The following is a 21,044-nucleotide window of genomic DNA, read 5'->3' as shown; positions in this document are numbered from 1 at the left end:
GGCCGGATGAAGGGATCGATGATGGTCTCACCCCCGAGCGTTCCATTGCCTATCGATGCGGCGCACATCCTCCTCGTTGAAGACGACGACGGGATGCGCGTGCTTGTCACCCGCATCCTGAGCGAAAGCGGGTTCCGGGTCACGGGCTGCCGGAGCGGCGCCGAGATGTGGTCGTTCCTGCCCGATCTCGCCGTCGACCTCGTCCTACTCGACGTCATGCTGCCGGGAGCCTCGGGCTTCGACCTGCTCCGGGCGCTGCGCGCGAAGGGCAGCGTCCCCGTGATCATGCTGAGCGCCCGCAACGAGGAGGCGGACCGCGTCCTCGGACTGGAGCTCGGCGCGGACGACTACGTCGCCAAGCCGTTCGGTCGGCCCGAACTCCTCGCCCGGATACGGGCGGTGCTCCGTCGCGCCGCCATCGCGCCCACCCCGGCCGCAGCGGTAAGGCCGGAGGCCCTGACCTTTGCCGGCTGGCGGCTGGACCTGCGCAGCCGTGCGCTGACCGACCCGGAAGGAGCCGGCATCGACCTGTCGGGCGCCGAGCACGACCTGCTGCTGGTCTTCCTGGAGCATCCCGGGCGGGTGCTCGGTCGCGAGCAGATCCTGGAGATGAGCCGCGGGCGCCTCGCTGCGCCGTCGGACCGCAGCGTCGACACCCTAGTCAGCCGCCTCAGGCGCAAGCTCGAACCGCCCGAGGGTGGCACCCCCGTCATCAAGACGGTGCGCGGCTCCGGCTACATGCTAGCCGCCAGGGTCGAGCGGGCATGAGGGGGCTGGCGAGCCTCGCCCGCAGCCTGGAGGGGCGCACCGTCGCCGTCCTGCTGCTCGCCGTCCTCCTTGTCCACGGTGGGGCGCTCGTCATCTACCGTCGCTCGGCCGCGGCCGCAGCGGACGAAGCCTTTGCGAACGAGGTCGCCCGCCAACTCATCCTGGCAAGGGAGGCCGTGCTGAGGCGCACGCCGGACGCGCGAGGTACCGAAGCCAAGGCTCTCTCGTCCAATCACTTCGAAATTGGTTGGGATCCACAAGCGCTGGCGCACACTACCGGGTCGACCGATCCGGCGCTCCAGGATCTCCGCAACCGGCTCCTGACGCTCGAACCCGTTCTCGGTCCAAGCCTCGTCCTCACTATGGAGGCGCAGGACGAACCGCTCCATCGGCAGGATTTGCGCGGGACCTTTCGGCTCCCGGATGGGAGCGGACTGACCTTCCGCTCGGCCCACGCGCCGAGCCTAGTGCAGGTCGCGCCCTGGGCGTCGCTCGCGACCGTCATGGCCATCCTCGTCGGGGTGGCTGCCGTCGGTCTGATGCACCGCATCGCCGGGCCCTTGCGCGAACTGACCCAGGCTACCAGCCGGATCGGGCGCGGTTCGGTTGTGCGCGTTCCCGAGATCGGCCCGGATGAGACCCGTGGGATCGGGCGGGCGCTCAACGCCATGCAGGAGCGCATCCACCGGCTGGTCGGAGAGCGGACGCAGGCGCTCGCCGCCGTCTCGCACGACCTGCGCACGCCCATCGCCCGGCTGCGCCTGCGCCTCGACCGCCTGGAGGACGAAAGCGAGCGACGCGCCATGGCCGCCGATCTCGACGAGATGCAGGCGATGGTCGATGCAACGCTCGCCTACCTGCGCGGCGACGCCGACCCGGAGGCGCGGCGGATCACCAACGTCGCCAGCGTCTTGATGGGCATCGCCGACGCCTCCACGGACGCCGGTCGGGACGTTGCGTACGGCGGCCCTGGCCGCGCCCTCGCTGAGATCCGCCCCGTGGCCTTCCGCCGTGCGCTGGACAATCTCGTCGACAATGGCGTGCGCTACGGCTCGCGGGTGCGCATCGACCTGCGGGTCGAGGCGACCGGCTTGGTCATAGGGGTCGACGACGACGGTCCCGGCATCCCGTTCGAGGACGTGGTCCGCGCCTTCGAGCCCTTCACGCGGCTGGAGGGCTCGCGCAACCGCAACACTGGTGGGACCGGCCTCGGCCTGACCATCGCGAAGCGAGCCATCGAGGTCGAGGGGGGCACGCTCGACCTCGCCAACAGACCCGAGGGCGGTCTGCGGGCCGAGGTCCGCCTGCCCCAGGTCCGGGCCGGCAGCTGACACACTTCGTCACGAACGCGGCGACTGGGAGACAAACGGCTCGGCTACATCATCCTTCGACGCGGCCGCCGCCGCACCAGAACTGGGGACGGACCAATGAACCGCATACTGGCCGCCACACTTGCCACGGGATTGCTGGCCGCGGCCACGGCCCCCGCCTTTGCCGTGGACGGACACGGCAACGCGTCGAACCCGGAGCGCGCGGTTCCGAACACCGGCACCGTCTCGGGCGGCCCGGCTCACCGCGACGACCCGCGGGTGCGGGAAGCGCAGGAGAAGGGCCCTAACGGTAAACCGGCCCACTCCGAGAAGGACGGCCACAACCACGGACACAGCCAAGGCAAGAAGTAACGCAAAAGCATGAGGCCGCTTCGATGGAGGGGAACACCACCATGCGGATGTTGCCTCTGCTGATTGCCTTCACACTCCTCGCCGCAGGCATCAGCTACGCGCTCGCAACCGAGCCGCTGGATGCCCATGGCTCACTCTTCACGGTGCAACTTCCCCCATCTCACGCACCGTGAACGGCCCGCTCCAGCATCCCGCTGGGGCGGGCTTTGACGACATCGGGATATCGCCATGGGCGGCATCGCAGCCGCGGACTTGTAGATCGGGGCGTTGTCCGCACATAAGGAACGCAATGTTCTCGGCACGGCGCCATAGGGTCTTTGGGGTGACGGCGGGCTGGTGGTCGACCACGCTCCGCATGCTCGCGCTCGCTCTGGTGGTCGTTGTCAACCTGCCGGCATCCAGCCTTGCCGAAGACATTGCCTTCCACGACGGCCACAACCGGATCGAGCTCGCGACCTCCTTCGATGTCGCCGCGAATGGGTTGGACGCCAAGGACCCCGGGCTTGTCGGGCATCTGCACTGTGGCTGCCACGTGCTCGCAATCCTGGATGCCATCGTGCTTGCGCCGATCTTGGAACCGTCGCGTCCGCGCTACGCCCGCGTGAGCGAAGTGGCGCCCTCGCTCGCTTTGGACCGCCTACCTAGGCCGCCCCGCGCCTGAGGCGACACGGCGCACGAGCGCTTGTCCGCACCCAGCCCGAACGGTCCGAGGGGCTGCCCCTTACGTCATCAGATGGGATCGACCGGGACGTTCGATCGTCTCCGGATCCCTGCCGAGCAGGCACTCATGCGCATTCTCCTGATCGCGGTCCTCGTGGCCGCCGGCGTCCTCGTGGGGGTGGCCGTTCCCGCCGTATCCGGCTTCGTTCAAGGCATCCTCGCCTCGGTCGGCCTCGACCCATCCAAGCCGACCGCGTCGGTCGCTGCCCCGGCTACGTCCACGACGTTCCCCGCGGCTGGACCGACCCAAGGTGGGGGCGCCGGCGGCGGCCATGATCACGGCAAGCCGGAGACAAAGGACGAGGGCCACGCCCCTGGCGAACACGCCCATTCCGAGGCCGAAGGCGAGGAGGGTCATATCAAGATGACCGCCGAGCAGGTCGAGAACCAGGACATCAAGGTGTCCAGGACCGAGGGTGGGACGATCTCCCGACATATCCTCGTCCCCGGTACCATCACACCTGATACTGATCGGATCGCCCGTGTACCGGCGCGGGTCGTCGGAACCGTGGCCGAGATGCGCAAGCGTCTCGGCGACGCCGTGCAGAAGGGTGAGGTCGTCGCCGTCCTCGACAGCCGCGAGGTCGCCGACGCCAAGAGCGAGTATCTCACCGCCGCGGTGAAGGCCGACCTGGAGAAGACCAACTTCGACCGCCAGGCTGCTCTCTGGGACAAGCGCATCTCGGCCGAGTCCGCATACCTCAACGCCAAGGCCGTGTACGCGGAGGCGACGCTCCGGCAGGACCTCGCCCGCCAGAAGCTGTCGGCGCTCGGGCTCAACGCGGCGGAGGTAGCCAAGCTCGCCAAGCAGGACGAGACCACTCCGAACACCTCCACCCTGCGCCAGTACGAGCTGCGCGCGCCGCTGACCGGACGGATCGTCGAGCGCAAGGTCGACGTTGGCACCTCGGTGGGCAAGGAGGGCGACCCCGCCGACCTCTACACCGTTGCCGACCTCTCGACCGTCTGGATCGAGCTCTCGGTGTCGACATCCGACCTCGCCAAGGTCCGGGAAGGCGCATCCGTGACAGTGACGCCGAGCCAGGAGGGTGGCGAACGCCACGAGCAGGGCAAGGTCATCTTCGTCAGCCCCCTCCTCAACCCCGAGACCCGCTCGGCCCGCGTCATCGTCGCCTTGCCGAACAAGGATATGGCTTGGCGGCCGGGCACGTATGTCAACGCCGAGCTTGAGATCTCCCGGGACAAGGTGCCCGTCCGCGTGCCGAAGTCCGCGCTGCAGACCATTGAGGGCAAGCGCGTCGTCTTCGTGCGGACGGACGAAGGCTTCGAGAAGCGCGAGGTCGAACTCGGCCGTTCCGACGACACTGCCTTCGAGGTCTCCTCCGGCCTGAAGCCGGGCGAGGACATCGCCGTCGTCAACACCTTCCTCCTCAAGGCCGAGCTCGGAAAGAGCGAAGCCGATCACGCGCACTGAGGCGATTGGGCATGATCAGTCGCATCCTCGACTTCTCGGTCCACCAGCGCTGGCTCGTTCTGCTGCTGTCACTGCTCGCCGCCGGCTTCGGCGGCTACGCGGTGACGAAGCTCCCCATCGACGCTGTGCCGGACATCACCAACAACCAGGTCCAGATCAACACGGTCGCGCCCTCGCTCTCGCCGATCGACATCGAGAAGCAGGTCACCTACCCGGTCGAGACCGCGCTCGCCGGCATCAAGGGGCTGGAATACACCCGCTCGCTGTCGCGCAACGGCTTCTCGCAGGTCACCGCCGTCTTCGCCGAGAAGCTCGACATCTACTTCGCCCGCCAGCAGGTCGCCGAGCGTCTCGCCCAGGTGAAGCAGGACCTGCCGCCCGGTGCCGAACCCAGCATGGGACCGATCTCGACGGGCCTGGGCGAGATCTACATGTGGTCGGTCCACTACGCGAAGCCCGGTGAGCGCAAGGTTTCCGAGACCGGCAAGCCCGGCTGGCAACCCGACGGCAGCTACCTGACGCCCGAGGGGCAGCGGCTCAGGACCGAGTTGGAGCAGACCGCCTACCTGCGCACCGTCCAGGACTGGATCATCCGTCCACAGATCAAGACCGTGCCGGGCGTGGCCGGCATCGACGGTATCGGCGGTTTCGAGAAGCAGTACCACGTCCAGCCCGACCCGACGAAGCTCGCCGCCCTCGACCTGTCGTTCGGCGACATCGCCCGGGCGCTGGAGGCGAACAACGCCAACCAGGGCGCCCGCTACCTGGAGGACAACGGCGAAGGCTACGTCGTGCGCGCTGCCGGCCGACTGGAGAGCATGGAGGAGATCGGCGAGGTCGTGGTTGCGACGCGCGGCGGCGTGCCGATCCGCATCCGCGACATCGCCGAGGTGCGCATCGGGCGCGACCTGCGCACGGGCTCGGGCAGCGAGAACGGGCAGGAGGTCGTCGTCGGCACCGCCCTGATGCTGATCGGCGAGAACAGCCGCACGGTCGCCGCCGCGGTCGATGCCCGGATGAACCAGATCCGTGCCTCGCTGCCGCCCGGGATCGAGGTCCAGACCATCCTCGACCGCACCCGCCTCGTCGAGGCGACCGTGAAGACGGTGGTCAAGAACCTGTCCGAGGGTGCCGCCCTCGTCATCGTCATCCTGTTCCTGCTGCTCGGAAACATCCGCGCCGCGATCATCACAGCGCTGGTCATCCCAGTCGCCATGCTGATGACCCTGACAGGCATGGTCGAGGCGAAGATCTCGGCCAACCTGATGAGCCTGGGCGCCCTGGATTTCGGATTGATCGTCGACGGCGCCGTCATCATCACCGAGAACGCGCTGCGTCACCTTGCCGAGAAGCAGCACGAACTGGGCAGGGGGCTCGACACCGAGGAGCGCCTGCAGACGGTTCGGGCCTCGGCCGAGGAGATGATCAAGCCCTCGCTCTACGGGCAGGCGATCATCATCCTGGTCTACGTCCCGCTCCTGACCTTCACCGGGGTCGAGGGCAAGATGTTCGAGCCGATGGCGCTGACCGTCATCATCGCGCTCGCCGCGGCCTTCGTCCTGTCGCTGACCTTCGTGCCGGCGCTCATTGCCATCGCCATCACCGGCAAGGTGACCGAGGAGGACAATCTCATCATCCGGTCGCTCAAGGCCACCTACCGGCCAGTCCTGGCCGCGGCGGTGCGGGCCCCGTTCGTGTTCATCGGCGGCTCGCTGCTCCTCCTCGTCGGAGCCGGCGTGCTGTTCACGCGGCTCGGCACCGAGTTCATCCCTCAGCTCGACGAGAAGAGCATCGCGCTCAACGCAACGCGCATCCCCTCGACCTCCCTGACCCAGTCGCAGGCGATGCAGCTCAAGGTCGAGCAGGTGATCTCGAAGTTTCCGCAGGTGGCCTACGTCTTCTCGAAGACCGGCACGGCGGAGGTCGCCTCCGACCCGATGCCGCCGAACTCGTCCGACACCTTCGTCATCCTCAAGCCCCAGGCCGAATGGCCGGACCCGTCCCTGAGCAAGGCCGAGCTGCAGGAGCAGATCGAGGCCGCGGTCGGCAAGCTCGCCGGCAACGTGTACGAGTTCTCCCAGCCGATCCAGCTGCGCTTCAACGAGCTGCTCGCCGGCACCCGCGGCGACCTCGCCGTCAAGGTGTTCGGCGAGGAGTTCGAGCCGATGCTGAAAGCGGCCAACCAAGTAGCTGGTGCGCTGCGAGGCATCACGGGCGCCGAGGACGTGAAGGTCGAGCAGACTGCCGGCCTGCCGTTCCTGGAGATCAAGATCGACAAGGCGGAAGCCGCTCGCTACGGCCTCAGCACCAGTGCCATCCAGGAGGTCATCGGGGCGGCGATCGGCGGCCGCGATGCCGGCGTCGTGTTCGAGGGGGACCGGCGCTTTCCCATCGTTGTGCGCCTGACCGACACGGTGCGCGAGGACCGCGAGGCCTTGGAGAACATCCCGGTGCCGCTGCCGGCGGGAGCGAATGGCCGGGCGAGCTCTGTGCTGCTGAAGCAGGTGGCGCGCTTTTCGGTCACCGAAGGGCCGAACCAGATCAGCCGCGAGAACGGCAAACGGCGGGTGGTGGTAACCGCCAACGTGCGTGGTCGCGACATCGGCTCGCTCGTGGCGGAGGCGCAGGCCAAGGTCGGCAGCCAGGTGCAACTTCCCCCCGGCTACTACGTGACCTGGGGCGGTCAGTTCGAGAACCTCGCCTCAGCCAAGCGGCGCTTGATGGTGGTGGTGCCGGTCTGCTTCTTCCTGATCTTCCTGCTGCTCTACTCGGCGCTGGGCTCGCCGCGCGACGCGCTCCTGGTGTTCAGTGCCGTGCCCCTCGCCCTCACCGGCGGCATCGCAGCCTTGTGGCTGCGCGGCATGCCGGTCTCGGTTCCGGCTGCGGTCGGGTTCATTGCGCTGTCGGGCGTGGCGGTGCTCAACGGCCTCGTGATGCTGACCTTCATCAAGCAACTCGTAGCGGAGGGGCGCCCGAAGCGCGAAGCCATCCTCGAGGGCGCCATGACTCGATTGCGACCGGTGGCGATGACGGCGCTCGTGGCCTCGCTCGGCTTCGTGCCGATGGCCATCGCGACGGAGACCGGCGCGGAGATCCAGCGACCTCTCGCGACCGTGGTTATCGGCGGCCTGATCAGCGCCACTCTGCTCACGCTGATCGTGCTGCCCGCGCTCTACGCCCGCTTCGGCAAGGTGACGGTCGCGAAGGCGGCCGAGCGCCCGCCCGAACTGGCTCAGCGGCCCCTCAAAGCAGCGGAGTGAGATGATGCGCAGGCGATACGAGAGGGTGGTCGGAGCGGTCATGCTCGCCGTGGGCTTGCAGGCCGCTGGCGTCGAAGCGGCCGGAGCACCGGTGGCCGAGGCACCGTTCGGCCTCGCCTGGGCATCGAAGACGGACATGCCCAGGCCGACCCTGATGGACCAGGAGGCCAACGTCACGGCCATGATCTACTTCCGCGGCCATCCCCCGGCCACCGGCACCGACACCCAGGAGGTCGTCCTCGACGTCTGCCGGGACGAGGGCTTGCAGCGCGTGATCTGGTTCAGCCAAATCCTCTCGGTTCCCGAACGGGTGGACCTATACGAGCAACTCCTGGCGAATGGCGCCCGCGGGCATGGAGCTTCGCGGCCCGGCCCCTATCCGCGTTCGGTGATCTGGCCGACGGGTGTCCTACTCGGAGTGCGCGACAGTCCCGGCCGGGGTGAGCAGATCGTCATGGTGAGCGAGGGCGACGGGTTCTCCCGCTGCTCCGACCGTCACCGCGAGGAGGCCGGCCACTCTGCGGTCGACCATGTGGCCGAGCTCTTCCAACCTCTGGCATCGCGACCGCCCCGCATCCGGAGCCAGGCTCCTGCATCGCTCCCGAACCCGAGCCAACGATAGGCCAATCATACCATGGCAGACGGACATCGGCGCGGGCGCTGGGTGTCGGGATGGGCGATTGTGTCGACCGCCCTCGTCCTGACGCACGCGGCAACTGCGGCCGAGCTTTCTGTCGACGGGGCGCCGTTTGGCCTCGCCTGGGGTCCGATCACCAAAGTGCCACCTCCACTCAAGGCCGAGCACGAGGCGAACCTGACCGCGCTGTTCTACCCGCGCGGCTGGGACCCGGCCAACGGGCCGGCGACGGCCGAGGTGATCCTGGTGATCTGCCGGGACGAGGGGCTGCAGCAGGTGGTTTGGGTCGGCCTGCCGATGTCTGGAGAAGCCCTCGCGCGAACACGTCGAGCCATCCATGCCGAGGGCGTCCGCCGCTATGGGGAGCCCGGTGTCGGCGGAACGGCCGACTCGGAGGTCTGGCCAGGCGGACGCGCGCTCCTGGCAAGCCGGGAGGCTGCGGATGGAAACCGCGAACTGGTCATGACGGCATTCGGCCCTGGCTACGCGGCGTGCTCCGGGACCCACCACGCCGAGACCGGGCATCCGGCCGGTACGCACATGGCTGATCTCATCGGGACCGGCAGTCCCTGACACCGACCAGCTTCTTCGACCATCACCACAGGGATTGAAAGCAATCATGGGACACGGACACGCGCACGGCGGCGGCATCCCATCGGGCTCAGCCGCGGCGAGGAACAAGAGCCGCCTCGCCTGGGCGCTAGCCCTGACACTGACCTACATGCTGGCCGAGGTCATCGGGGGCCTCCTCACCGGCAGCCTCGCGCTTCTGGCCGACGCTGCCCACATGGTTACCGATGCGGGTGGCCTCGCCCTCGCGTTGCTCGCCATCCACTACTCCGCAAAGGCGCCGACACCCGGGAAGAGCTTCGGCTACATGCGCTTCGAAATCCTGGCGGCACTGGCCAATGCCGTCGTGCTGCTCGGTGTGACAGCCTACATTCTCTACGAGGCTTACCGCCGTTTCGTCGAGCCGAACGAAATCCTCGGCTGGCCGATGATGCTGGTGGCACTTATTGGTCTCGGGGTGAACCTTGTCAGCATGAAGCTGCTGGCAGGCGGCTCGTCGGAGAGCCTCAACGTCAAGGGCGCCTACTTCGAGGTCTTCTCCGACATGCTGGGCTCGGTCGGCGTCATCGTCGCGGCCTTGGTGGTGATGGCGACCGGCTGGCGCTGGGTCGATCCTCTCATCGGTGCCGGGATCGGCTTGTTCATCATTCCACGTACTTGGAAGCTCCTGAACGAGGCGCTGCACATCCTCTTGGAGGGTACACCGCCAGGCGTCGATCTCGCGGCCTTGAAAGCCAAGATCGAAGCAATGCCGGGCGTACGGCGCGCCTACGACCTGCATGCCTGGACGCTGACCTCAGGCTTCAACGCGATGACTTGCCACGTAATCCTCGACGATGTGTCGGATGGCCCCCGCGTGATACGGGCAATTCGTGCTGATGTGAAGGCGCAATACGATATTGATCATCTAACAATTCAAGTTGAAGACGAAAATATTGCATCTGAAACAGCCAAATCATCGGTGTAAATTCCATGGCTAGCAAGAAATTGGCTCGACAAAATTATCCTACACAACATGCCCCCAAAGGGCGTCGTCGAGTTCGTAGGCACATTCTTCAGGAAGCAAATATGGTTTTTACTTGTGCAATAATGATAATGATTTCTATATTCATAATATTTTTTATTGTATGAGATACATTTCTTGATTTATAATTATATTATTACAAATAAATCATGCAAGTAAGATAGCTGAGTTTCGAACGGCTATTGATATCGGGTCTTGCAAGACTTCTTTCCAATAAGTTCTTGTGAGATGCCTAACAATGATCACAGCGGCCAGCAAAGGGAAAGCGTCTACATGAGTGGCCCACAGATTGGAACGCGCCTTGGGTGAGCGTCTAAGACCCCTTTGAAACAACCGTGTGCCTCCGGCATGTCCGCACGGGTATACCGTAACGGACAGCATCTTCATCCAGTGCGGCCGGCCGATCCTCAGGCAACCATGTTGCGAGACGCTTCGCGAACCAAGCGTGCCGAGGCATTGACCTCTTGGGTGGCGGTGGCGATCAGGCCGACGCTGCGGCTGATCTCGGAGACCGCCTGCGTCATGGCTTGCATGTTGGCGGACATCTCTTGTGCAACCGCGGCCTGCTGCTCGACGGCCGTCGAAATGGCCGAGGAGATGTCGTTGACCTCGCCGATGGTCTCGCCGATGCCCGAGATGGCGGTCGCCGCTTGGTTCGCCGCCGTCTGCGTCTCGGCAATCTGGCCGCTGATGCTCTCGGTTGCTCGGGCTGTCTGCGCGGCGAGCTGCTTCACCTCGGTGGCGACGACCGCGAACCCCTTTCCGGCCTCTCCGGCTCGGGCCGCCTCGATGGTAGCGTTGAGCGCCAAGAGGTTGGTCTGCGAGGCGATGCCCGAGATCAAGGCGACCACGTCGCCGATGCGCTGTGCTGATGCGGCCAGCCCGGCGACCACGGTCGAGGTCGCATTGGCCTGCTCGACGGCACGCCCGGTGACCTGTAGAGCCCGATTGACCTGCCGACCGATCTCGCCGACCGATGAGGCTAGCTCCTCGGCGCCGGCGGCGACGCTCTGCGTATTGCCCGATGCCTGCTCGGCGGCGCTCGCCACACACTACTGCCTGCTGCGAAGCGTGCGAAATCGACGTGGCGATGCCATCGAGGTCGCGGTCGACGCTGCGGTGGAGTTCGGCCCGGCGCAGTCGTTCCTCGACCGCCTTGGTGGTATCGGTGGCGAACTTGACGACCTTGACCAGCCGCCCGGAGGCGTCGCGCACCGGGTTATAGGTGGCTTGGATGTAGACTTCTCGCCCGCCCTTGCCGATGCGCTTGTACTCGGCCTGCTGGAATTCGCCACGACCGAGTGCCTCCCAGAACGCGCGGTAGGCGGCGCTCCCACGCTCGGCAGCGCCAACGAACATCGAGTGATGCTTGCCCTTCACCTCGTCGAGGCCAAAGCCGACCACCGCCAGGAAGTTGGCGTTTGCAGTAATGATGGTGCCGTCGAGGGAGAACTCGATGATGCCCTGCGAGCGGTCAAGGGCGTCGAGCTTGCCTTAATTGTCGGCGTTGCGCAGCTTCTGCGCGGTGATGTCGGTCGCGCACTTGAACACGCCGTAGGGTTTGCCGTTACGGCCCACAAGCGGGTTGTAGCTAGCTTGGATCCAGACCTCCCGGCCGCCCTTGCCGATGCGCTTGTACTCAGCGACCTGATGCTCGCCGCGGCGCAGAGCGTCCCAGAATTGGCGGTATGCGTGACCCTCGCGCTCGGCAGGATCGACGAACATGGAGTGGTGCTTGCCACGGATCTCCTCCAGCCGGTAACCCAGGGCTGCCAGGAAGTTGGCGTTGGCCGTGACGACCTTGCCGTCGAGGTCGAACTCGATCAACGCTTGCGAGACGTCAAGCGCATTCAACTTAGCCTTGAGTTCACCATCGAACTTTATCATTTGATATATCTCAGGTAAGGTGCGTCAGTTTTGCTGTAATCTAAGCTGAGGATTGCGAGTTAAGAATAATTTAACGTGTTATTGAATACATGGCCTAGGCCAGTAGGCCAGTAGGCCGAAGAGGTCTCCACCCCGCACTAGTTCGTCATACTACTGACCGAGTACGGCTTGCTGGTGACCGCGGCCCGCAAGCATCACGGCTGCACTCGGGCTGCGCTGGCGGCGGTGCTCGGCATCTCGCAGGGCCACCTCTCCGACATCGAGCGGGACGCGCCCTGGACGGCATGCAGTGAGGAAGGGCATCTACAAGCCTGCGAAACATAGCGGGTCGTAGGCGCGGCGATCCGGGGTCCGTTCAGTATTCCGGCCGTCCATAGGGGCATACCCTAACGGAAAACGAAATATCTTCGTTTTTTGTAACGTAACAAAGCAAGTTATGTTTAAACACGAAAGTTGATCAACGACAAGATAACGATGCAGTCTTCCCATCTGCTTCCGGTGATATTTTAGTAACATTTAATTTTTCGGCGCCAATGCATGTGTATCGTGCAATAAAATTTTTCTTGACCATTTCACAAGGGTCGCCTAATTCTCCAACGTCCACAGTATAGGAGCAATTCATAGAGCCGTTGCACTCATTACCAACCGATGATGTTGCGTTTCCTGATGGATTGCTGGGGCAATTTTCTCCATATGTTGCTGTTTGGACTTTAATCTGTGCAATGCAGGGCGTGCTTATCATAATAAAAGTCAAAAACAGAGTTTTTGCTCGCATGCTAGCCTCCCCTTTTGACAATGAGTGGCACAATCGGTCCTGACACTTATCAATTACCACAAGAGATGGACATTTCCAAAATCACACTTATGTTTGAGGCTGAGGATGTTCCATATAACTGTAAGGATAAGGCGGATGGCCTGCGCGACCGCAGGCACGATAACGGGGCGAGCCGTTTGCTTTAGCGAGAAAGCCCACACACCAGATCTTTTTTCTGACATGAGTATCAGACGTTCGTATGTCGCACGCCGCCATCATTTGTTTTATCGGCCGTCCATAGGGGTATACCGCAGCGAGCACTGCTACGGCCGCCAAATACGTCCGCAAGGGTTGAAAGATCCAACGGACAGGCATTCAAACGGACATCACCCAAGCGGACAGAGCGGCGCAGCCCCAGCGCCGGTCACTTGGCCGGCCGCTGCCACCCGGTCCGCTCGAGCGTGTCGATCAGCGTCGAGCGGGCGATCTTGAACGACCGACAGACCGAGGCCTTGCTGGCACCGCCGTCGAGGGCCGCCGTGATTTGCTCGAGCTGCTCGCCGCCGATAGCCGTTGGTCGGCCGCCGCGGCGCCCTCGGCGCTTGGCTGCTGCGAGTCCGGCGATCACACGCTCCCGGGTGAGCTGCCGTTCGAACTGCGCAAGCGCCCCGAACAGCGAGAACAGCAGCTCGCCGTGCGGTGTCCCGCTGTCCATCGCCTCGGTGAGTGAGCGGAAGGCGACGCCGCGCTTCCGCAGGTCGCCCATGACCTCCAAGAGGTGCGGGAGGCTGCGGCCGAGCCGGTCGAGCTTCCACACCACGAGGGTGTCGCCCGCTTTGAGGTAGGCGAGGCAGGCCTTCAGCCCAGGCCGGTCGTCCCGGGCGCCGGAGGCGTGGTCCTGGTAGAAGTGCCGCTCGTCGACACCGGCGGCCATCAGCGCGTCGCGCTGCAGATCGACGGATTGGCGCTCGTCGGCCGTCGACACCCGCATGTACCCGACCAGCATGTACGGAAAACCCTTCAAACCCTATTTCCGCACATAACATCAATCCGACAGGGTTTGTCGCGCATTTTTCCCTTCGAGGGCTGGCGTGCGGCCGGGTTGCCGCGGCCTCTGTCGGAAAACACATGTTTTCCGTGCAGCCGAGTTTTGGCTCGATCTCCCGGCCCTCAGGCGTCTTGGTGACCTTCGTGGCCGAGCCCTTCAAGGTGGTAAGGCGCTCGCGCAGGATAGTAGCGGCGCATCGGGGTTGCGCCGGGGGAGCCTAAGAGTGAATGTTATACTAGTTTACATTTTTACTAGTAAATTAGCAAATAAGTGTGCTGGGTACGATTGAGGAAGGCGTCAGAGATGTGTGGCGAGGCCAATCAGGCTCACGCCGCCGATGAGGATCAAGGCGGCCAGTAGGTCTCCGGTAGCGTTCAGGAAGCGCAGGACGCGAACGTGGAGCGTACCGGCCGAACCGGCTGCACGGCCTCCCAGACCTCGGGCTCGCCCAGCACCGCCTCATCGGGCGGCAGCGTGGGGGCGTGGCGCCCGTAGATAGGTGCGGGGAAGTGGGTGCGAACTTGGGACGTCTGCAGGGCGGTAGTGGGGGCGGTGCGGCGAGTGGGGGAGGTCATTGGCTCGAGCCTCACGCCTGGATCTGCACACGGGCGATCATCACGGCGACGCGCTCAAACAGCCACGTCCGAGTTGCTCGACCTCTGGGCGCTCGGCGATACGCGGGACGCGCTGCGAGCCCACATTGCGAGTCTGAAATGATCTGACCTCGTGACAACGACCATGGCCGGAGAATGCACTGTCGTCCGTCTCACGCCTCAGGGCGACGAGGTCGCGACGGGAGGAAGGCGCGGGTGCCGGGCATTCCGCCCTTCACGGTCGGCTGCCCGTATTGACCGGCCAAGTGACCGATATGGCCTTGCTGGCGCTGGCACGACTCGTTTCGCAGGATGCCTCTGACGCGCTGAGGACGGACTGAGTCTGCCTGTCAGACTGCGAGAAATGATCCCCACATTTATCCACAGCCGAGATCGGCTTTTTGGCCTCCTAATAACCTTTTTGCCTTGCACAATCTGGACTGTGATGGTCAGAAATGTCGCAGTGGCACATTCGGGATTCGACAGCCAGAGTGGGACGTGCGATAAGACTCGCATGTCCAAGGTTGTGAGTCTGCCATCCAAGCCTGTTCCTGGCGCTCAAGAGCGCCGAGCTGAAGAGCGCGTGGAGGCAATCAGAAAGCTCATACAGACGCTTGAGCCGCACGAGCAGGAACAGCTTGCACGTGAGCTCTCTGCAGCTCTCAGCCCGACTCCTAAGGCTGGCGACGTTCTCGGAAACATCGTCAAATTCATTGGAAAGCAAAAGGAGTGGACTGCTGCTGAAATAAAGCAGCAGATTGATGTTCTAGGCTTGGAGGCTTCTTCGAAAGAAGTATACAACGCTATAGGGTATCTGGCTAAGAAAGGACACATCAAGCGCGTCGGTTACGGACGATATCTGGTGAACGGAATGCTGATTGCTACTTCTGATGATTTCGGAGGTGCAACGTCCCGTCACGAAGATCCATATCGTACGGATCTAACCGATGAATGATCCGATCTAACTGATGATTGGTCCTCTGGAGGATCTCTTGGTTTAGATCTACGAGATTGACCATCGGATATGGAAAGGCCGTCGGGTCTGGTACACCCGACGGCCCGGAAATTCCGACCCGCACGACTAGCAGCCGGGCGCGGGACAGGCTGGTTCACAGCGAGCGCTATATTGGCATTCGCATGCCTCAGGTCAAGCCCGGCTTTTCGCAACAGTGCAAAGGCTTGGTTATGAGCAATAGACCATATCCATCATATTGGATGTACAAAGACAACCGCGAAGAATGGCGATGGACGTATCACGCCAGCAATGGATACGCGATCGCCGTCAGCAGTGAAGGATACAAGCATCGATCTGATTGCGAAAGAAGCATTCAGATCATGCAGGGCTCCCACAGCAGCCCAGTCTGGATGCCCTCTCATCTCACTCAGGCAGCCTGATTTGTACAGCTTAGCCATATGGCTAAGTTCCCTTCACCTATAGCGGAATACCATCATGTCGACTTGTGACATCGCCCTGATCCGCCAGCAGGGTATCAACTTCGCGGTTGTGTGCGTGGCGGATCAGGTAATTAACTGCTCCACACAGCGCGAGCGCACGCTGCGTGCCTGGACATACAGGCTGGGTGTCCCCGTCGCGCTCATGGGCTCACGTGCTCATGAAACCTACGGTCGGCGCGATATCGTTCGCTGGCTCTCCAACCGTGATCCGGGGCTGCTGCCCTGGCGTCGCGCCACGCTGTCTTGAGCAGGAGAATTTGTCATGGCACCTCCTCTCAAGCCTGGCACGTCGGCACCGCGTTCTGGTCAGTACGAATTGATCGGTCCGCGTGGTGGCAACACCGGCGTGGAGCGAACTGTTGTAAGACGCGAGCCCCTGCCCCCGACCCCTAAGCCTGGTATGGGATATCGACTCGTCGATCCTACTAAGAATGGTGCGGGTCGTAAGTAGGTCTCGCAGCATTAAATAATACAGCACCCAGAGTGACAGTCTCTCTGGGTGCTTATATTATAATATTAGATTTGTTTATGAAATTTGAATGCAGATATAATCCAGATCTATATCTCGCAAACCTGGAAGCCCGACAGATAAAAATAGATATAATAATTACTATCCATTCTGTCAGCATTATGAAAGCAGCAGCTTTATAATTTCCAAATGAAGTATATTTTCGCTATTGTCATCTTTATTCCTGTATGGTGCCAGCAATCTCGCCAAATTTCTTGATGCTTACGCTTCCGCTATCTGGAAATTTAGCAGTTATCTCAAGTGTGCCGCCCAAAGCCTCGACGTAGCGGCGTAGATTGCTGACGTACATATCCGCCCGTCGCTCTAGCTTCGCAACTGCCGGCTGGCCTATCTTCATCTCTCGCGCTAAATCTTGCTGTGATTGCGCTCTCGCCTGCCGTAGCTCCTGCAGGCTCATCTCCTCAAGTAGGTGAGCAGTGGCCTTTGCATTGCGTGCTTGGCGCTCCGGCGACATCTTGGTCCTCAAGGTGCCGAACGAACGATGCCCACTCATGGGATCAATCCTTCCCGTCTGATCTCGTCGAGGTACAGGTCGTAGAGCCGGTCTGCGACAGGGATCATCTCGTCGTAGAACCGATTGTTGCCAGTCTTGTCGCCGCCGATCAGCAAGATCGCTGCGCGCCGTGGGTCGAAGGCATAGAAGATCCGAATAGGGCTCCCCCCGCTTTGAACTCGGAGTTCGCGCATATGGTCGTGCTTTGAGCCTTCGATGCCCGAGCAGTACGGGAACGGCAGGCTAGGACCCTTCGCCTCAAGCAAGCCTACGACGCGGTCCACGTCATCCTGCACGCCCTCGCTGAGGTCGCCGAACCAGGCACCGAACTCGTCAGTGTATTCGACATTCCAACTCACACCCTGATATATTCCATGGATGGAATAACTGCAAGGGCTCCGGCCGATTGGGCGTCACGCCGTCGACGAGGGGTCGCCGCCGATATGCGGCTCCTAAGCGCACCATTGTAGTGCGCTTGTCTACTAGTAAACTTATATCTTGGTACGCTATTATAATTGTACACTAGCGCACTAGCATGCTAGCGCTTCTTCACGCCCTCAAGCCCACCGTGCCCCTGCTGCGTGAGGTAGGCGTCGAGGGCGTCGAGGTACACGTCGTGCGCCTTCCGGTCCTCGGTGAAGGCGATCTCCTTGAACTTCCGCGCCACCTTCGGGTGCAGGTAGAGCATCACCTTGGCGATGTCCTTCGCGGGCTTGTGGGGCGGGGCGCTGGCCTTCTCGGGCTCTGGTAGCGTGGCCTCGGCCTGAACGGATGACGCTGGCGTGGCAGCCTTGTGAGCGCCGCCAGTCAGGGCCTCAAGCGCGCTATTTCTTTTCGGGGGCGCCATCGCCGCTCTCCATCCGCTTCCTGCACCAAGCCCACACCTCGGCGATCTCGGCCGCAGCCTTGCCGTTCGGGTCGTACTCGTGAACGCCCTGCCCGAGGGCGTAGGCGTACTGATGATCGATGCGCGATGCGATCGGCACCGGCAGTACCATGCCTTGAGTGCTCAAGCGGACCGATACGGCAGCCGTCACCCTGGCCTGCTTGTTGGTCGGCGCCTGGTTGATGACCAGCGCGTAGGGCCGTCCCATGCCCTCAAGAGCACGCACGGTCGGCATCGTGGCCTTCACGTCCGCCTCGCTCGGCCGAACAGGGATCAGGCATAGATCCGCCTCGCGCATCGCGCCGCGGGTCGCGTGGCTATCGATGCCAGGCGTGTCGATGATGACCAGGGTGAACCCGGCATCCCGCAGGCGGGCGACGGTCTCCGGGACGGCGCCGGCCTGATTGTGGTCGAGGACGGCCGGTGTCTCGGCCGTGCGGGTCTCGTACCAGCTCGCGGATGTGCCCTGCGGGTCGAGGTCGAGGATGCACACCCGCTCGCCTGCCTGCTCGGCCATGACGGCGAGGCTGACGGCAAGGGCACTCTTTCCGGTGCCGCCCTTCTGGGTGACGAGGCTTAGGACCCGCATGGCGGCTCACACTGATGCGTTGGCATGCTGCTACGCTATCACCCTTGTGCGCGGGTATGACAATGAACCGTTAAGCCAGCGTACCAGCGCAGCGGCAGGCCTGTTCACTAGTATGACAGCAAAATGGTTTAACGTTACACTTGTATGTAGGCAAGCGCCGCTTTCAAGAATGGTCGTTCTCGAAAGTCACAGGAGCAGGCATGTCGGAGACCGAGCCGCACACCTTCCAGGCCACCGAGTGGCTCGAGATCGCGCAGGAGGTCTCGCGCAACCACGGCTTCGGACCGCTCGCTCAGGCCGCGCCTGAGCACTGGCAGAAGGTACTCGCCTGTCTGCGGGACCGGATGAGGCTCAAGGGCGTCACGCCGCCGTTCGGCTGGTGCAAGGAAATCGCGGAGCAGGCCAGCCGTGGACAGCAGTGACGGCCTCGCCGAGCTGATACCTGCCAGCGCCGCCGTCACGAGCCTCCCGGCCGAGACCGTCTCCCTCGTCGAGGCTTACCAGCGCGCCAGCAAGGCCAACGTCACCGTGCGGGCCTACCGCGCCAACGCCGCAGCGTTCGAGGCCTGGTGAGCGAGATCCCGAGCGTGTCGGCTCTGATGTACCGCAGGCCGAAAAGCGCAGTCGGAGCGCGATATCGGGGATCGGCAGGTCGGCCGGGCCGCGGTCGGTGGATACGATCGCGGTGTGGTGGCAGCCGTGGCAGTGGGCGGCGATCGTGGTCTCACCCTGGACGTGGGCGCTGCCGACGGTCGGGGTGCTCACTGCGCGCCCTATCCCGCCCCTCGGTAGGCGCCAATCTCGCCAAAGTTTGACGAACCGTTGCCGTTCGTGCCGAATGGCTGATTGAGGCGGCTCGCATCCCGCGAGTCGCTACCAGGATCACCGCCGCGACAGCAGCCACCTGAAAAAGCAAGACCCCGGAGGCCTGCCAGGGCCACCAGGGTCTAGAGCCCCGAGGGGGCCGATCCAGCACTCACAAGCCGGATCATCCCCCGAAATCGCTGTGCGAGTCAATCTGAAAGCGTCGCTTTCGGAGACGGGCTCGGCTTGCCTGGGACGGACCGCCCGACCGGCGGCGCCGAATGCTGAACCGCGGCCCGAGAGGGCCGAATGATGACGCACGCCTATGCCCGGGGTGGCGGCGAAATGCCCGCCCCGAGGGGATCTGATGAGCCGCGCCGAGGGGCTGCGGTGGCGGCGAACCGCACGCCCCGAAACGGGGGCGCGGGCAAGCCGGAGACATCCCGGTTTGGTCCGAGACCAACCCGCCGTGATACGTCGCCTTGGTGCCCCGACAGTGCCGGCCCGTACCGGCTGCCGGCCGGGATAAAGGATCGGCTATCCGCGGCGTTGGAAGGCCGGAAGAACCGGGATGCCGCCTTCACTCTCGCGGTGTTTCTGGCCCGGTTCTGGAGCAGCCCGAGGCGGCTGTTATGCGCGCTCCCGGTCGACCGGAGGGCCCTGGCCGAGCACGAAGCCCTCGGCCTCAGCGAAGCCCGGGTGCGTGGCGCCCTCGCGGTCCTCGTCGAGGTGGGGTTCCTGGCCCGGTACGAGCCCGAGGCAGGCAAGAAATACCAGCGCACGGAGGGCGGCCTTCAGCGCAGGGCGATCCTGCACCGTTTCGGGGAGGAGTATGCTGTCGCGTTCACGGCAGCGAATGCCCGCGCTCAGGCAGCCCGTGGAGCGCCAGCGCCATCCCGCAGGTCAGTACCCTCGCGTCCCCAGCCCCAACAGGTGCCAGCGCCCAACGCCGTCGCCCCCAGGGCCATGTCCACACCCCAAGTCGCCCAAAAGCAATCCCTAGGCGGAAGCCGTGTGATTATGGGCGAGAGGGATCAGCGGAATCCGACAGCGGTCTGCGAAGGACTCGAAGCCGCATTGGAGCGGCTGCGTAGAGGCGTATGCCCATGAGCCGTGAAGCATCGGAAACGTCACAAAGCTCTGCCGAGGGGCAGGGTCGCAGGCCTGGCAGAACCGCATCCTGGCAGGGTTGAGATTCGCAGCGCCGGGTCTGTGGTAAGCGCCAAGGCATGCACCCTCAGCATGCACGTCGCAGGCTGCGTTCGGTCGACCGAACGGGCCCTGCTCGCGCCTGTCAGAGCCGGCCGTCCCACCGGAGCAGCGTGCGGCGCCAATCGTATCCGAATCCGGAGAATCGGCCTGAGATCAGCTGTCCATATCGAAGTTGGATGGCTCTCCCGTGACGCCGGAACGCACCGTCTCGAGTCGACGCTTCCAGCCGGCTCGCAGCGGCGGCTGCCCGGCCTTTCAGCGCTGAGAAGCGGTCGCGCGTTCGCTCGCGATGGATCCGGTCCGGCCTCAGCCCACCGCGACCACCAAGCCGTCCGCGAAGGCCGGATTAGCAAAGCCGGCGCCGGCCGGATTGCACAGAATGCGCGTCCCGCTCGGACGCACCAAATCGACCGTGTGGTGCACGTGCCCGTGCACCCATAGAGCCGCCCGACCGGAGTCAGTCAGGGCGGAGAGATCGGAGGCGGAGTTCCCGGCATTCCAGGTGCCGCGCTGGGCCGGATGGATGCAGTCCGGGTGGGGGGCGTGGTGGGTCACGACCACCAGGGGCAGGGCGCCGTCATCGTCCATGATCCGGGCAGCCAGCGCGGTTCGAGCGCGGCGATGCAAGGTCATGGCGTCGCCGATGGTCAGGAGGTGACTGCCGCCCTCGTGCGCCACCTCGACCGGCTCGCCGGTCG

At 63.9% G+C, this 21,044-nt stretch carries 23 protein-coding genes and 2 pseudogenes; 16 read left to right on the top strand and 9 right to left on the bottom strand.

Annotated elements, in window-relative coordinates; genetic code table 11:
- Positions 1-21: 21 nt before the first annotated feature.
- The 10 genes from QR78_RS00740 (at position 22) to QR78_RS00700 (ending at position 10,039) form a co-directional block, all read left to right on the top strand.
- Positions 22-768, top strand: coding sequence for a response regulator transcription factor (locus tag QR78_RS00740; protein WP_048425576.1), 747 nt, complete (start codon positions 22-24; stop codon positions 766-768).
- A complete protein-coding gene (locus QR78_RS00735) occupies positions 765-2,099 on the top strand; it encodes an ATP-binding protein (RefSeq protein WP_048425566.1) in 1,335 nt (444 codons plus the stop codon). The genes QR78_RS00740 and QR78_RS00735 overlap by 4 nt, the downstream gene beginning before the upstream one ends.
- A 96-nt stretch (positions 2,100-2,195) precedes the next feature.
- Positions 2,196-2,450 carry a hypothetical protein gene (locus QR78_RS00730; RefSeq protein WP_048425565.1) on the top strand — a complete coding sequence of 85 codons (255 nt, stop codon included), beginning with the start codon at positions 2,196-2,198 and terminating at the stop codon, positions 2,448-2,450.
- A gap of 23 nt (positions 2,451-2,473) precedes the next feature.
- Positions 2,474-2,623, top strand: a complete 150-nt coding sequence (locus QR78_RS34775) for a hypothetical protein (protein WP_158004000.1) — start codon at positions 2,474-2,476, stop codon at positions 2,621-2,623.
- Between the two features lie 182 nt (positions 2,624-2,805).
- Positions 2,806-3,111, top strand: coding sequence for a hypothetical protein (locus tag QR78_RS00725; protein WP_125901196.1), 306 nt, complete (start codon positions 2,806-2,808; stop codon positions 3,109-3,111).
- A gap of 126 nt (positions 3,112-3,237) precedes the next feature.
- On the top strand, positions 3,238-4,605 hold the full coding sequence (locus QR78_RS00720) for an efflux RND transporter periplasmic adaptor subunit (protein WP_048425563.1): 1,368 nt from the start codon (positions 3,238-3,240) through the stop codon (positions 4,603-4,605).
- 11 nt (positions 4,606-4,616) lie between these two features.
- Positions 4,617-7,865, top strand: coding sequence for an efflux RND transporter permease subunit (locus tag QR78_RS00715; protein ID WP_048425562.1), 3,249 nt, complete (start codon positions 4,617-4,619; stop codon positions 7,863-7,865).
- Between the two features lie 40 nt (positions 7,866-7,905).
- Positions 7,906-8,487, top strand: a complete 582-nt coding sequence (locus QR78_RS00710; RefSeq protein ID WP_125901194.1) for a threonyl-trna synthetase — start codon at positions 7,906-7,908, stop codon at positions 8,485-8,487.
- A 60-nt stretch (positions 8,488-8,547) separates the two neighbouring features.
- On the top strand, positions 8,548-9,075 hold the full coding sequence (locus tag QR78_RS00705) for a threonyl-trna synthetase (RefSeq protein WP_244276494.1): 528 nt from the start codon (positions 8,548-8,550) through the stop codon (positions 9,073-9,075).
- Between the two features lie 46 nt (positions 9,076-9,121).
- Entirely contained in the window at positions 9,122-10,039 is a 918-nt protein-coding gene (locus QR78_RS00700) for a cation diffusion facilitator family transporter (RefSeq protein WP_048425560.1), read from the top strand.
- 464 nt (positions 10,040-10,503) lie between these two features.
- On the opposite strand, the pseudogene QR78_RS36410 reads toward QR78_RS00700, so the two are convergent.
- Positions 10,504-11,983: pseudogene (locus tag QR78_RS36410) on the bottom strand (methyl-accepting chemotaxis protein).
- A 174-nt stretch (positions 11,984-12,157) separates the two neighbouring features.
- Between QR78_RS36410 and QR78_RS32285 the strand changes: the two are divergent.
- Complete coding sequence (locus QR78_RS32285; protein ID WP_244276497.1) at positions 12,158-12,307, top strand: helix-turn-helix domain-containing protein; 150 nt, start codon at positions 12,158-12,160, stop codon at positions 12,305-12,307.
- A gap of 854 nt (positions 12,308-13,161) precedes the next feature.
- On the opposite strand, the gene QR78_RS00690 is transcribed toward QR78_RS32285, so the two are convergent.
- Both QR78_RS00690 and QR78_RS00685 read right to left on the bottom strand, forming a co-directional pair.
- A complete protein-coding gene (locus QR78_RS00690) occupies positions 13,162-13,761 on the bottom strand; it encodes a recombinase family protein (protein ID WP_425284168.1) in 600 nt (199 codons plus the stop codon).
- A gap of 398 nt (positions 13,762-14,159) precedes the next feature.
- On the bottom strand, positions 14,160-14,360 hold the full coding sequence (locus QR78_RS00685; protein WP_048425558.1) for a hypothetical protein: 201 nt from the start codon (positions 14,358-14,360) through the stop codon (positions 14,160-14,162).
- Between the two features lie 532 nt (positions 14,361-14,892).
- On the opposite strand from QR78_RS00685, the gene QR78_RS33740 reads away from it, so the two are divergent.
- The 3 genes from QR78_RS33740 to QR78_RS33735 all read left to right on the top strand — a co-directional run bounded on the left by QR78_RS33740 (position 14,893) and on the right by QR78_RS33735 (position 16,080).
- On the top strand, positions 14,893-15,333 hold the full coding sequence (locus tag QR78_RS33740) for a hypothetical protein (RefSeq protein WP_125901192.1): 441 nt from the start codon (positions 14,893-14,895) through the stop codon (positions 15,331-15,333).
- Positions 15,334-15,515: 182 nt separating this feature from the next.
- Positions 15,516-15,773, top strand: a complete 258-nt coding sequence (locus QR78_RS32275; protein ID WP_342027904.1) for a YegP family protein — start codon at positions 15,516-15,518, stop codon at positions 15,771-15,773.
- 55 nt (positions 15,774-15,828) lie between these two features.
- Positions 15,829-16,080: a hypothetical protein gene (locus tag QR78_RS33735; protein WP_125901190.1), complete on the top strand. Its 252-nt coding sequence runs from the start codon at positions 15,829-15,831 to the stop codon at positions 16,078-16,080.
- Between the two features lie 439 nt (positions 16,081-16,519).
- On the opposite strand, the gene QR78_RS32265 is transcribed toward QR78_RS33735, so the two are convergent.
- The 4 genes from QR78_RS32265 to QR78_RS00675 form a co-directional block, all read right to left on the bottom strand.
- A complete protein-coding gene (locus tag QR78_RS32265) occupies positions 16,520-16,855 on the bottom strand; it encodes an XRE family transcriptional regulator (protein ID WP_167349662.1) in 336 nt (111 codons plus the stop codon).
- Positions 16,852-17,214, bottom strand: coding sequence for a type II toxin-antitoxin system RelE/ParE family toxin (locus QR78_RS00680; protein WP_048425557.1), 363 nt, complete (start codon positions 17,212-17,214; stop codon positions 16,852-16,854). Before QR78_RS00680 ends, QR78_RS32265 begins: the two co-directional genes overlap by 4 nt.
- Positions 17,215-17,393: 179 nt before the next feature.
- Entirely contained in the window at positions 17,394-17,702 is a 309-nt protein-coding gene (locus QR78_RS33730) for a hypothetical protein (RefSeq protein WP_125901188.1), read from the bottom strand.
- Positions 17,680-18,330: a ParA family protein gene (locus tag QR78_RS00675; RefSeq protein WP_048425556.1), complete on the bottom strand. Its 651-nt coding sequence runs from the start codon at positions 18,328-18,330 to the stop codon at positions 17,680-17,682. The genes QR78_RS33730 and QR78_RS00675 overlap by 23 nt, the downstream gene beginning before the upstream one ends.
- A 200-nt stretch (positions 18,331-18,530) precedes the next feature.
- On the opposite strand from QR78_RS00675, the gene QR78_RS00670 reads away from it, so the two are divergent.
- Both QR78_RS00670 and QR78_RS34770 read left to right on the top strand, forming a co-directional pair.
- Positions 18,531-18,752, top strand: a complete 222-nt coding sequence (locus QR78_RS00670; RefSeq protein WP_048425555.1) for a hypothetical protein — start codon at positions 18,531-18,533, stop codon at positions 18,750-18,752.
- Entirely contained in the window at positions 18,739-18,903 is a 165-nt protein-coding gene (locus QR78_RS34770) for a hypothetical protein (RefSeq protein WP_158003999.1), read from the top strand. Before QR78_RS00670 ends, QR78_RS34770 begins: the two co-directional genes overlap by 14 nt.
- A gap of 861 nt (positions 18,904-19,764) precedes the next feature.
- Here the strand turns inward: QR78_RS34770 and QR78_RS34765 are convergent.
- The gene (locus QR78_RS34765; RefSeq protein ID WP_048425554.1) at positions 19,765-19,950 is read right to left on the bottom strand and encodes a hypothetical protein; all 186 of its coding nucleotides are present in this window, start codon (positions 19,948-19,950) and stop codon (positions 19,765-19,767) included.
- 702 nt (positions 19,951-20,652) lie between these two features.
- Positions 20,653-21,044, bottom strand: a pseudogene (locus tag QR78_RS00660) (metallophosphoesterase); the annotation flags it as partial.

It is taken from the genome of Methylobacterium indicum, assembly GCF_001043895.1.
Classification (GTDB): domain Bacteria; phylum Pseudomonadota; class Alphaproteobacteria; order Rhizobiales; family Beijerinckiaceae; genus Methylobacterium; species Methylobacterium indicum.
The sequence above is the reverse complement of the archived record's forward strand: the minus strand, read 5'-3'. Positions and strand labels throughout refer to the sequence as shown.